Annotated in this window: 10 protein-coding genes; all 10 read right to left on the bottom strand. The window is 36.8% G+C overall.

Features of this window, described 5'->3' with window-relative positions; genetic code table 11:
- Positions 1–93: 93 nt before the first annotated feature.
- The 10 genes from J6L95_RS00755 to tpiA all read right to left on the bottom strand — a co-directional run bounded on the left by J6L95_RS00755 (position 94) and on the right by tpiA (position 13,887).
- On the bottom strand, positions 94–927 hold the full coding sequence (locus J6L95_RS00755) for a transglutaminase domain-containing protein (protein WP_287457740.1): 834 nt from the start codon (positions 925–927) through the stop codon (positions 94–96).
- A 76-nt stretch (positions 928–1,003) separates the two neighbouring features.
- Positions 1,004–1,669 (bottom strand): hydrolase, encoded by a 666-nt coding sequence (locus J6L95_RS00750; RefSeq protein ID WP_029070201.1) that lies wholly within the window; start codon positions 1,667–1,669, stop codon positions 1,004–1,006.
- A 43-nt stretch (positions 1,670–1,712) separates the two neighbouring features.
- The gene (locus J6L95_RS00745) at positions 1,713–3,095 is read right to left on the bottom strand and encodes a L,D-transpeptidase family protein (RefSeq protein WP_287457739.1); all 1,383 of its coding nucleotides are present in this window, start codon (positions 3,093–3,095) and stop codon (positions 1,713–1,715) included.
- A 154-nt stretch (positions 3,096–3,249) separates the two neighbouring features.
- Complete coding sequence (gene adhE, locus J6L95_RS00740) at positions 3,250–5,970, bottom strand: bifunctional acetaldehyde-CoA/alcohol dehydrogenase (protein ID WP_287457738.1); 2,721 nt, start codon at positions 5,968–5,970, stop codon at positions 3,250–3,252.
- Between the two features lie 334 nt (positions 5,971–6,304).
- Positions 6,305–9,469: an ATP-binding cassette domain-containing protein gene (locus tag J6L95_RS00735; protein ID WP_287457737.1), complete on the bottom strand. Its 3,165-nt coding sequence runs from the start codon at positions 9,467–9,469 to the stop codon at positions 6,305–6,307.
- 96 nt (positions 9,470–9,565) lie between these two features.
- Positions 9,566–9,946: a DUF956 family protein gene (locus J6L95_RS00730; protein ID WP_029072374.1), complete on the bottom strand. Its 381-nt coding sequence runs from the start codon at positions 9,944–9,946 to the stop codon at positions 9,566–9,568.
- 58 nt (positions 9,947–10,004) lie between these two features.
- Complete coding sequence (locus J6L95_RS00725; protein ID WP_287457735.1) at positions 10,005–10,919, bottom strand: PTS system mannose/fructose/sorbose family transporter subunit IID; 915 nt, start codon at positions 10,917–10,919, stop codon at positions 10,005–10,007.
- A gap of 21 nt (positions 10,920–10,940) precedes the next feature.
- Positions 10,941–11,762: a PTS mannose/fructose/sorbose transporter subunit IIC gene (locus tag J6L95_RS00720; protein WP_029072372.1), complete on the bottom strand. Its 822-nt coding sequence runs from the start codon at positions 11,760–11,762 to the stop codon at positions 10,941–10,943.
- Positions 11,763–11,778: 16 nt separating this feature from the next.
- Positions 11,779–12,765, bottom strand: a complete 987-nt coding sequence (locus tag J6L95_RS00715) for a PTS sugar transporter subunit IIB (RefSeq protein WP_029070195.1) — start codon at positions 12,763–12,765, stop codon at positions 11,779–11,781.
- Positions 12,766–13,143: 378 nt separating this feature from the next.
- Positions 13,144–13,887, bottom strand: coding sequence for a triose-phosphate isomerase (tpiA, locus tag J6L95_RS00710; protein WP_287457734.1), 744 nt, complete (start codon positions 13,885–13,887; stop codon positions 13,144–13,146).
- Between the last annotated feature and the right edge of the window lie 23 nt (positions 13,888–13,910).

Below are 13,910 nucleotides of genomic sequence, written 5' to 3'. Positions count from 1 at the left end.
TTTTGTATCATTGTAATTGAGAAAGAAAGCTTTCATAAGTGAAATGGACGATTTCACTTTATTTCACACAAAAAGGAAGAGCTCAGCTCTTCCTTACACATAATCTGTATTAGATAAAGGATAACTTGTCCTAAAACTTGTACTCTGATATTCCTTATCGCTTTGATGAGTAGCAATAAAATAATCATTTCCTCTTAAGAAATACTGATTGGCAGGTACAGTATCATTCCAAGTGACATCATTATTGTAATAAGCACCCTTCAACTTGATGATATTCCATGAATGAGAAGCACTTCTTTCTCCATTGAACCCTGTTCCTACAATCATACGATTATCGATTCCACATGCTAAAAGCATACGATACATCAATAAGGTATATCCTTGACAGACTGCTTTTCCATAATGCAAAGCGCCATAGGCTGTATGTGCCAATGTACCAGTATTTCTATAGCGTACATGGGAAGTAATGTAATCATTGATATACTTGATTTTCTGATAATCACTTTTACCCTCTAACGTTTTAACCACTGCTTTTACTCTAGTGGCTACCGCCTGTTCTTGTTTTAAGTTAGTATAGAATTCAAAATGATAATCAATATCATACTGATATTCTCCTACCTTCTTGACATAGCTGACTCTTGTTCTATAGGAAGAAAGATTGTATTTAATATAATCTCCTTCATCTGCAACACCGGTGTAGGCTACCGCTTTTTCAAAAAGCGTCTTTCCCAATGTCTTGCTTTCATCACCCTTCGTCACATAATGTATTGTCGCATCAGAATCTCTATTAACCATCGCTTTTCGCAATAGGCTGATCTGCCTCTGATTATCATTGCTTGACGATGAATAATCTAAGAACTTATTGGTTACGACATTTACCACAATGGCAACTACCACAAGAATGATCAGACGTTTAAATATTTTCATGGATTTTCCCCCAATCATAATAATAAGCATACTCTTTTCTCTAACATAATGCAAAAGTACGGATAGAATCCGTACTTTATTTTTTTTGACGATAGCCTTCCATCATAGTCTTAAATAATTCAGAAGTAGAAGGTGGTGTAAATGTGATCGCATTGGCACCTGCATCAATAGTCTTCTTGATCTTCTCTTCCGTATTACCGCCACTAGCGATAATAGGAATATCAGGATAAGACTTGCGAATCCATTGTACGACTTCTGGCGTATCTTCTCCTGCTGCAACATTGATGATAGAAGCACCTGCTTTTAATCTTCTATTAATGTCAACTTTCTTATTGACAACAGTAATAATAATAGGAATATCAACTGAACGAGAAACAGCCAAAAGATTGCGATTAGTAATGGGGGCATTCAAGATCACTCCCATCGCACCTTGGCTTTCAACATCCTTGGCAAGTCCAACAGTACGTAATCCATTAGTTGTACCGCCACCTACTCCACAAAAGACCGGGATATAGGATGCATTGATAATAGCATTAGAGATGGCTTGCTGGGGCGTAAAGGGATATACTGCGAATACTGCATCAGCATCACAGTTACGAATGATTGCTAAATCTGTTGTAAAAACTAATGACTTGATTAATCGTCCATAGACGCGAATACCAGTTGCTTCATGTATAACTGAGGGCATTTCTAAGATGTTATGACGAAGCTTGCTTGTGACATGTGGTGGTTGTTTTTCCATGTTTCCTCCTTTTTATTCTATAAAGAAAAGGAGCATAGCTCCTTTAAATAACGATGACCGGTGTTCCAACTTTAAAGTTTTTATAGATCGTCTGTGCAGCACTGTAAGTCATATTGACACAACCATGAGAACCATTATAGCGATAGATTGTACCACCAAACGCACCTCTCCATGGCGCATTATGTAATCCTTGTCCATTATGGAATGGCATCCAGAAATCGACATGACTTTCATATGTCTGCTTACCATTTTCAAATCCTCTAAGCACTGCAGGTGCTGATTTGTAGAAAATATAATAAGCTCCAGCTGTTGTACCTCTTCCTAAGCTTGTATTTCCTGTTACAACACTGCTTGTTAAAATCTTCTTTCCATTCTTGTAGGCAGTAACACGCTGATTAGCAAGACTTACTAGGATAAAAGTCTTGCCTAATGTATCATTGCCATAATGTTTAGCATTGATAGCACGAGTAACAACCTTCTTTTCAAGAATATCTTTTGATAAAGCTTTTACTTCTTTATCGACATTGACAATAGCACCATATGTTCCTCCACTCGCCTTTATTGTTTTACCATTAGGAAGCGTAAAGGAAATAGGTTTACCGTATGTATTAAATGTTTTCTTTAAACTTTCTACATACTTCTTTACACGTTTTTTATATAGAGAAACTTCTCCATTTTCATATTTCATCCAATTAAAGTATACTGGTGCATCTACTACCGCCTGTTTACCTTGTGAAGATAAAGTGATTGTAGCACCAACCGCATTTCCTAAAGCGTCTTTCTTCTTAACTAATTCCTGATTATTAGACTTGATTGTAGGCTGAACATAGTATTTTTTATCAGTTAAGTTAATACTTGTTTTCCCTGCTCTCATTGCTTCAATGATCTTTGTAGTTAAATCTTGCGCATTATAGTTTGTACCATAGTACTCTTTAACGATAGTGACAGCTTTTTTCTCTTGATCATAAGTCACATATGCATCCTTAGTTGGATTGCTTTGATCTTTAACCCAAGACTGACCCGCCAACAACTTCGCAATTTTCTTATGATTATAGGAAACAGATTCTAACCCGTAGACTTTCTTTTTAAATAATAAAGTAAATACATTTTGTGTATCTTGTTTTTTCTTGATGCTCTTTAATTCATCTTCTGCATCAAGCTTAGTTTCTGCATCATCACTTAAATGAAGTGTCAATACTTTCTCATTTCCCTTTAAGATTGTAAAGACACCATTTGTGGTTTCAGCTTCCAAGGCACTCTGAGCCTGTTTTACAGTCTGTGAACTCACATCCACCCCATTGATGATTGTTTTGCCATAAAAAGTATTAGCATGAATATGGCGATATGCAAAATAGCTTGCAGCTAAACATAAAATAATCCCCAAAATCACTAAGATAGGTAGCTTTCTCTTCTTTAAAAAAGTCATTCTCTCTTAATCCCCCTAAAATTCTATTTTCACTTGGATATTATATCAATATTTATAAAAAAAAACACTTTATATTGAAGTTTATTTACTAATTACATAATTTTTGACCACTAATTGATACTAAACAAAAAAAGAGGCCGAAGCCTCTTTTTAATTATTTCTTTCTAGCATCTCTTTCTTTAGCGAACTGTGGGTATAAATCACCATATGGAGTCTGGTAATCATAGATTCTAGTAAAGATTTCTTCCATATCTTTTACGATAGGCATTCTTGGGTTAGCAGGTGTACACTGATCTTCGTAAGCATTCATTGCCATTCTGTGTACTGATTCCATCCAAGCATCTTTTTCGATACCCTGAGAAGCAACGTTTGTAGCTCCACCAACTTTTACCCATAACTGTTCTACTGCCTGTGCAAACATTTCTACACCTTCAGCATCAGTCTTTGGATGAAGTCCGATTAATTCTGCTAATTCTCTATATTTCTTATCAGCTTTATAGTTTTCAATCTTTGGCCATACATTTAACTTAGTTGGTACTGTACCATTGTATCTAATGACATGTGGTAATAAGATACCATTTGCTCTACCGTGAGGAATATGCCATTCTCCACCGATCTTATGAGCCATTGAGTGGTTAACACCTAAGAATGCATTGGCAAATGCCATACCAGCGATTGTAGCTGCGTTATGCATCTTGATTCTTGCATCAACGTCTCCTTCAATAACTGATTTTTCAAGGTTTTCGAATACAAGCTTAACAGCCTGTTTAGCCCAACCATCAGTGAAGTCAGAAGCTAAGATTGATACATAAGCTTCCATTGCATGAGTTAATACGTCAATACCAGTATCAGCAGTGATTGTTGCTGGAACAGTCAATGTGAATTCTGGATCCACGATAGCTACTGTTGGAGTTAATGAGTAATCAGTTAATGCATATTTTACATTGTTTCTTGTATCAGTAATGATAGCGAAAGGTGTAACTTCTGCACCAGTACCTGAAGTTGTTGGGATAGCTACTAACTTAGCTTTCTTACCTAATTCAGGGAACTTGATTGCACGTTTACGGATATCCATGAACTTCTGTTTAATATCATCGAAGTTAACTTCTGGATGTTCGTACATTAACCACATAACCTTAGCAGCATCCATTGCACTACCACCACCAAGAGCGATGATTGTGTCTGGTTCAAAGCTTCTCATTAATTCTACACCAGCCTGTACAACTTCTAAAGTAGGGTCAGACTGTACGTCGAAGAATAATTCAATATCAACTTTATTACGTCTTCTTCTGATTACATCTTCAATCTTAGCAACATATCCAAGGTTATACATACCTCTATCAGTAACGATCATAACCTTTTCCATATCTCTCATATCTCTTAGATACTTAATTGAATTACGTTCAAAGTATACCTTTGGAGGAAGTTTAACCCATTGCATATTATTGTTACGTCTCCCTATTCTCTTAATATTTAATAAATCAGCTGTACTTACGTTGTTAGATACAGAGTTGTGTCCGTAAGAACCGCATCCTAATGTTAATGAAGGTAAGAATGCATTGTAAACTGAACCAATTCCACCGAATGTAGAAGGTGCATTTTCAATAACACGGATAGCTTTTACACGCTTACCAAATTCTACAGTGATATCATGATTAGCAGTATGAATAGCTGCAGAATGACCTAACCCGTTGAATTCTACTGAAGCTTCTGCTAAAGCGATACCTTCATCAGTTGAGTTAGCTTTTTCCATAGCTAATACAGGAGATAACTTTTCTCTTGTCATTGGTTCATTAGGACCAATTTCTTTACATTCTACTACGATCATCTGTACATCATCAGGTACTTTGAATCCTGCCTGTTCAGCGATCCAAGTTGCATTTTTACCAGCAACTTTACCATTTAATTTAGCGTTTTCTACACCTTCGCTGTAAGCTTCAAATCCAAACATGAATTTTTCAAGTTTCTTCTTTTCTTCAGCGTTAGCATAATAAACATGGAAACGACCTAATTCTTTCTTGAATTCATCATAGATTTCTTTATCTACGATAACGTTCTGTTCAGAAGCACAGATCATACCATTATCAAATGTTTTTGATAAATAAACATCATTAGCTGCCATTGGAATCTTAGCAGTCTTTTCTACATATGCAGGAACGTTACCAGCACCTACACCTAAAGCAGGCTTACCACAAGAATAAGCTGCCTTAACCATTGCATTACCACCAGTTGCTAAAATAGTAGCAACACCTGGGTGATTCATTAATGCATTAGTAGCATGCATCAATAAAGAACCATCTTCTACGTTCTTTAATGACATTGGTAACCACTGAATACATCCTTCTGGTGCGCCGGCTGCAACGGCAGCATCATACATTACCTTCGCAGCTGCAATTGAACAATCATGTGCACCTGGATGGAATGAGAAAATGATTGGGTTTCTAGTTTTCATAGAAATCAATGATTTAAAGATAGCTGTTGAAGTTGGGTTAGTTACAGGAACAATCCCTGCTACAACACCTACTGGTTCAGCAATTTCAGTAATACCAGTTAATGGATCTTCATTGATGATTCCAACTGTTTTAGTATGTCTCATATTGTTTGTTACATACTCACAAGCAAATAAGTTCTTCACAGCCTTATCTTCAAATACCCCACGCCCTGTTTCATTAACTGCCATTTCGGCTAATGATCCATGATGATCAAGTCCTGCAACTGACATCTTTGCGACGATGTAGTCTACAGCTTCCTGATCTAGCTGTTCAAACTTTTTAAGAGCAGCCTGTGCTTTCTTGACCATTTCGTCAATTGCAGCATCAACTTGCTCTGTAGTCTGCCATTCTTTGACATCTTTTGTTACTTTCTTTTCAGCCATAATATGTCCTCCATCTATTTACAAAATACTCTTTTTTTATTTTGTCTATCGTCATAGTACACTATGAATATATAAAACACAAGATTTATTTGTGAAAAAATGCACGAATTAGGTTTTTAGTTTCTTGTAAACGTTACCAGTTTCTATTTTTCCAAAATGAATGCGTTATCATATTCATATTAGTAGATTATATCATCATCACCAATACACTGTCAAACGCTTACATTTTAGAGAAATTTGACCATTATGAGCCAACAATTTCTTTTTTTGCCTAACTTTTAACAATCAAAATATATGTCATTTTACTAAAAAAGAGACGAAAATCGTCTCTTCTCTACTCACTTCTTAACGAAGTAACTGGATCTTTTTTAGCAGCAATTCTTGATGGGAAGAACCCTGCCACCAAAGTCAAGAATACGCTGATTAAAATCAGAATCACGCCATATTCAAGCGGCAATCTTGCCACTTGATCAACATCGACAAGCGACTTCACAATGGCATTGATTGGAATACATAGCAACAATGTCACAATGATCCCAAATACCCCTGAAAGCAGTCCTTCAATAAATGTCTCCGCATTGAATATCTTAGAAATACCGTTCTTAGAAGCACCCAGCGCTCTTAAAATACCGATCTCTTTCGTACGTTCCAATACAGAAATATAAGTGATAATCGCAATCATGATAGAAGATACCACAAGTGAAATAGCCACAAAGGCAATAAGCACATAACTGATTGTATCTACAATAGACGTAATGTTCTTGGTAACTACGCCAATAAGATCAGTATAAGTGACTTTCTCTTTATCATCGCTTACCTGCTTATTATAACTGTTGATAAACTTATCAACCTTCTCCTTTCCATCAAAACTATTAGGATAGATGGAAATCTTTGAAGGCTGTCCTTCAGTATAATAAGAAAGCTTTGACAGCATTTCATCATAACTTGTAGGTGTCGTATCAGACATCTGAGCCAATAATACCTGAAGCTGATCTTTAGAAAGATTCATATTCATTGAACCTTTTAGTTTACTCATATATTTCTTCATGTAATTTTGCATATACTTTTTCATATAAGAAGACATCTGGCTCTTCATCTTTGAAGCCATCTGTTTCTGATATGTTTTCATATAGCTTTGAGCATACTTTTTCATGTAGTCACGTACCATCTTTTGGCCTACATCCGTTTTTAGATATGAGGAAATATATTTCTGAAGTTCTTTCTCGTTAACATTAGCCTGAGGATTCACAGTTGCCTGTTTTTTAATATAATCTTCAATCGCATTATTAAGCTGTGATTGTGTCATTCCTTCAGGAAGATAATCTTCAATCTTAGCATCTTTTGTATACTCTACAAATGTTGCGGTGTATGTGACATCATTAGTAACCTGCACATTGGTAATCTGTCTGCTTGTAAGAAAACCATTAGGACCCATCCATCCTACAAAGACATAGTCCTTCTCTTTAGTAGATTCTCTTTTTGGTGTTTCAAAGCTCAACGCATTAAGCGTTTCACCTTCATTGATCTGTTCACTATGAATAACATCTCCATTATAGTTCTTAAATGTCACAGTATAGCTCTTAGGCATTTCTGTTTCTTTTAAGATAGGAAATCTTAACATACGTGAGACATTTGATCCAGTAGGATTAATCTGATAAAACGGGTTCTTATTTGTAGAACTCTTTTCACCAAACTTCTTTCCTGTTAAAACATTGATCTTAGGATTATTAAGCTGCTGCTTCACTACTCCAGAATCAGCAGTAAGCTTCAATAGATAATTAGAAAGCGAAGCATCATAACCAATTCCACTCTTAATTGATGATTTATCATTAGAACGGAGCACCGCAACGATCTTCACATTTAACCCTTTAGATAAATTCTTTTTTACATAGTCATTGTCACTAGACTTATCCACATAGGCCTTATCAGTCTTCTCATACATCTGTGAAGGGGCAAAGACCTTGTATTCTTTACCTAAGACACTATCGTAAGTAAAGGACTTCTGTTCATCGTTTACTTCCTTGCCATCTTCAACTTGCTTGATTAGCTTTTGCATATGATCATAGTCCATAAGTCCTAAAGTATAGAGTGAATAATCTGAAATTTCATTGTTTTCACTCATGATCAAAGCCACTTCATTATAAGAAGAAGGCCATTTCCCTTTAATAAGCTCATACTGATCATTACGTAATTTCTTATCAGAAACCATCTGTGTCCAAGTAGAAGATAGACCACCCATGCTCATATTAGACCCTAAGCTAAGCTGCATCCCTGAACTATCGGATGAGCCAGAAGAGATCAATGTAGCTGGAGAGACTTTTACTACCTTGTCTTTATCTAGACGATAGACCTGAGGGTTCATGTTATAGCTGTATTCAATAGCAGACACTGAAGATTGTAGATTGTTTTTATTTTTATCAAGATAACTCTTAAACTTAGCTAAGTCATTCTGCTTAATCATATTCTGAGATGTTTCCACTGTATCAGCGACAAGGTTTCTTGAATAGATCTTTGCCTGATCATGTACACTTTTCTCCTTTTGGGTATGATTAACCATTGTAGATAAATCAATAGCCTGCTTTTCTAGCTCAATCGGATAGCTTCCTAGCATATCATTTTCCTGATCAGCAATATATTGATTGACTCCATGACTTAATGCCAATATCAATGCGATACCGATAATCCCAATGGATCCTGCAAAACTTGTTAAAGCTGTTCTTCCCTTCTTAGTCAAAAGATTCGCTAACGATAAAGAAAGCGCACTTAAAAAAGAAAGTTTCGTATGCTTAAAACGCGTCGTATTGCTTTCATCTTGCGTATCTAAAAATGGATGAGAATCATCAGTAATCTTTCCATCAGAAAGATTGACAATACGCGTTGCATATTCCTCTGCCAATTCGGGATTATGTGTAACCATAATGACAAGACGATCCTGCGCCACTTCTTTCAATAGATCCATGACCTGCACACTTGTAGCGCTGTCCAATGCCCCAGTAGGCTCATCAGCCAAGATAATCGGTGGATTGTTTACAAGCGCTCTTGCAATAGCAACACGCTGCATCTGTCCTCCTGATAGCTGATTTGGCTTTTTATGCACATGTTCAGAAAGTCCTACCTTCTCTAATGCTTCAAGAGCTCTTTCTCTTCTTTCTTTTCTAGATACACCAGTAAGCGTCATAGCCATTTCTACATTAGCTAGAACACTTTGGTGCGCTATAAGATTATACGCCTGAAAGATAAAACCGATACTGCTATTGCGATAAGCATCCCAGTCTTTATCTTTATAGTCTTTCGTAGAAACATGATTGATGATCAGATCACCTTCATCATAATGATCCAATCCCCCAATAATATTAAGCAACGTAGTTTTCCCGCTCCCCGAAGGGCCAAGAATAGCTACGAACTCATTGTCTCTAAAATTGACACTGACATCATCAAGTGCTTTTTGTTCATAAGAATCGAGATGATAAATCTTAGATATGTTCTTAATTTGTAGCATTCTTCAATAATCCTCCCAAAGATTAGTATACAGGAAAAATGTAAATTCAATGTTAAAAAAGCAATACTTTTACGTATTGCTTTTCATAAGGAAAGATTATTTTCTTAAAATTCTTCTCACAATTCCTTTTACACCACGGGTGATGACCTGGAAAAATGTTAAAGATCGATACATCTTCTCCTGTGGAACATATTTTCTCACTTCACGTAGAAGCTGTTTATTATCTTTTGCAGAAAAAGTGAAATGTCCATTTTTCTTTGTATAGATTGCAAATCTGTTGATCCACTTTCCAAAAAGAACGGATGCCTGGATATAATCCACTTCTTCCCATGGAATCTGTATATAATCTTCGACATTTCTGTCATTGTAATATTCAAAAGCTGCATCTCCAACCATAACTTTACCTTGACTTGATAAACCTAAAAATGAAGAAGCTGCTACAGAATAATCTACCTTTGTATTCATTGATTGTGCCATATATTCAATCATCCTTCCTAAATAAAGTTAGACTCGGAAGACCCGAGTCTAACAATGATTACATGAATCCGAAGAAACGTCCAATAACACCAACAACGAATAATGCGATGATGATAACGATTGGAGAAACATTCTTCTTTAATAGTCTACAGCATAATAAAGTTAATAATACTGCAGCTAAACCAGGAATTAACTGGTTTAAGTTCTGCTGTAAAGTAGTTACTTTATCCTGAGATAAACCATTTCCACCTAAAGCATTGTACTGAGTTAATGCTTCCTGGATACCTTTAGTACCAGCTGGTAATTTAGCCCAGTCGATATAAGCACCAGCCTGCTGTTTTACAGTTGAAACAACTGGAGTGAAGCTGATTGATACCCATCTCTGAACTAATGAACCGATGATGAACATACCCAAGATAGAAGCACCCTGAGTAACTTTACCAAGTAATCCACCAGATAAGTCTTTAGTGATTTCAGTACCAACTTTGTAACCAAATTCCTGAGTGTAGTATAAGAATGCGAAACGCATTAAGTTCCATACTACGAAGAAGATGATAGGACCAGCGATTGATCCTGACATCGCCATAGATGCACCTAAGGCACCTAAGATAGGTCTAGCTGTGAACCAGAATACTGGATCTCCGACACCTGCTAGAGGACCCATCATACCTACTTTAACACCCTGGATAGTTGTATCATCTACAGGAGCACCATTAGCTCTTTCTTCTTCCAATGCTAATGTAACACCCATAACTGGAGCTGATACATAAGGATGTGTATTATAGAATTCCAAATGACGCTTTAAAGCTGCCTTCTGGTCTTCTTTGTTTGGATATAATCTCTTGATAGCTGGGATAATTGCATAACACCAACCACCATTCTGCATACGTTCATAGTTCCATGACCCCTGAAGGAACTGATGACGCCATGCTACAGAAAAACGATCTTGTTTAGTTAATTTTACGTCTGCCATTTTCGTATCTCCCTTCAAGTATTAATAGTCGTTAAGAATATCACCTAAAGGATCTCCAGAACCACCGTTAGATCCACCATTAGATCCAGCTGATTCTTTTAATCCTAAGTAGATTAATGCTAAAGCAACACCGATTGCACCTAAACCAATTAATGTTAACTGGCTAGAATCGATACATGCTAATACGAAACCAAGTACGAAGAATGGCCAAACTTCTTTAGTAGCCATCATGTTAATAACCATTGCATAACCTACAGCGGCAACCATTCCACCACCGACAGCCATACCACCCTGTAACCAAGAAGGCATTAAGTTTAATGCTCCAGTTACAACTTCTGGTTTAACGAAGCAAAGTGCAGCAGCTGGTACGGCAATACGTACACCCTGTAAGCAGATTGCTAAAATGTGCCATAATTCTACACCTCTGATGTTGCCCTTTTCAGCAGCAGCATCCATGAAATGTACCATTGGAATTGCGATAGTACGGCAGATCATTGTTAAGAATAAACCTGCAACTGAAAGTGGAACGGCAACAGCGATAGAAGTATCGATTGCTGCTTTTGCATTGCTAGCTCCACCCTGTAAAGCTAATACCATGATAATAGCTGAAGCAACTGATGCTAACGCAGCATCTGGTGCAACGGCAGCACCAACGTTTGCCCAACCTAAAGCCATCATCTGTAAAGAACCACCAAGCATGATTCCTTCAGTTAAATGACCAGTAACTAACCCGATTAATGTACATGCAACTAGTGGCTGATGGAACTGGAATTCATCAAGAATACCTTCCATACCAGCGAAGAATGCTACAACAATAACCAGTATAATTGAAATACCTGACATTATTTTTTCCTCCTGATTATAAACCTAATTCTGCTTTCGCTTTTTTCATGATTGCATCAAAGTTTTCTTCAGCATCAGCTGGAACTTTACGAACTACAATCTTAACGCCCAATTCACGTAATTTTTCGAATGTCTTAACGTCATCTGGACCCATAGCAACTGCTTTTGTACAAACGACTTTACCTTCAGAATGAGCCATTGAACCTAAGTTCAATTCTTTGATCTGAACACCACCTTCGATTGCTTTTAAAGCATCTTGAGGTGTTTCGAATAACAATAATGCTTTAGTTGAACCAAAGCGTGGGTCTTTGTCAACTTTACACATTTTATCAATTGGAACGACATTGGCTTTAACCCCAGGAGGCGCGGCCTGTTCGATCATCTGTTTTCTTAATGCATCTTTAGCTACATTATCAGAAACAGCGATAATTCTTGTTGGCTGAGTTGCTTTAGTCCAAGCAGTAGCAACCTGACCATGTAATAATCTTGTGTCAATTCTTGCAAGAACATATTTAATATGTCCATCACCAAGTACAGTTCCTTCTGGAATTGCACCAGTTGGTTCATTAGATGCTGCTGGAGCAGCTTCTTCTTTAGCTGTATCTAATGATTCAGGTAATACTTTGACACCGTCTCTACCTGTACCAACGATGTGAGCTGCGATATCATGTGCTTTGTCCATACCTAATCTGCAGCCATATGCTTCTACAAGCATACCTAAGTTCAATCCACAAACCATAGCCCATTTATCTTCGTGACCCTTCATTAAACCATTGATCTGGTTATAAGGTGTACCACCAAATAAATCAACTAGGAATAGGATTTCTTCTTGATCATCAAAAGATGCGATTGCTTCTTCAACCTTAGCTCTTAAGTCATCTGGACCTTCGCTAGGCATAAGTGAGCAAACAGCAACCTGAGGCTGATCACCAAAAATCATAGAACCCGACTGGAAGATACCTTCGCACATCTTACCGTGACTCGCTATGATAATTCCTACCATTTCTCATACTCCCCTTTCTACAAGAGCGTTTGTTATAGACAACCCCATCAAATAGTCTATTAAGTGAAAACACTGAAATGTAAATGTTTTCATTCGCTCTTTACTACGTCTACATTTTAATGACATTTGTCATTTTTTGCAAGCGTTTTCTAAAAGAAATTTTCACACAGTGAAAATCTCTTGACAAACGATTTTAAAAACCATTGATAAATACAGGCTTATTTAAAATGTGCGCGTTTACATTTTTTATTAATGTATGCGTTATCAAACAGTATATCTACATACTTTATTATTAAATAATTACACACTCTTGTTAATTTTTTACTTAGACTTATCATAAAAAAAGATGGATGATTTCTCATCCATCCTCACATTATATTAGTTTAAAGCTTCGATCATTGCGATGTAAGATTCAACCTGTAATGAAGCTCCACCAACTAGAGCACCATCGATGTCTGGCTGTTCTAATAATGCAGCTAAACCTGCAGGTTTAACAGATCCACCGTACTGGATTCTTACTTTATCAGCTGTTTCCTGATCATATAAATCAGCTACAACAGTTCTGATGTATCCACAAACGTCCTGAGCGATTTCGTTAGTAGCTGTTTTACCAGTACCGATAGCCCAAATTGGTTCGTAAGCGATAACTGTCTTTTCAATGTCTTCTTTAGCGATATCTTTGTATGCAGCAACAACCTGAGTTTTAACAACTTCTTTAGTTTCATTTGCTTCATACTGTTCTAATGATTCACCAACACAAACGATTGGGTTGATACCATTGTTGATAGCCTGGATCATCTTTAAGTTAACAGTTTCATCAGTTTCACCGAAATACTGTCTTCTTTCAGAATGACCTAAGATAGTCCATTCAACATTGATTTCTTTTAACATAGCTGCAGATACAGCACCAGTGTAAGCACCGCTATCTTTGAAGTGCATATCTTCAGCAGCAACGATCAAGTTTTTAGCAGCTTTAGCAGCCTGTAAGTCTAAATATGGAGTTGCGATACCCCAGTCAGCTTTATCAGTGACTTTTGGATCAACTGCAGCAACGAATTCTTTAGTTTCTGCAATTGTTTTATTCATTTTCCAGTTTCCAACGATAATTGGTTTTCTAGCCATTTCTCTCTATCTCCTTGATATTA

The sequence above is a fragment of the Kandleria sp. genome (assembly GCF_017934775.1).
Lineage (GTDB): Bacteria > Bacillota_I > Bacilli_A > Erysipelotrichales > Coprobacillaceae > Kandleria > Kandleria vitulina.
The sequence above is the reverse complement of the archived record's forward strand: the minus strand, read 5'-3'. Positions and strand labels throughout refer to the sequence as shown.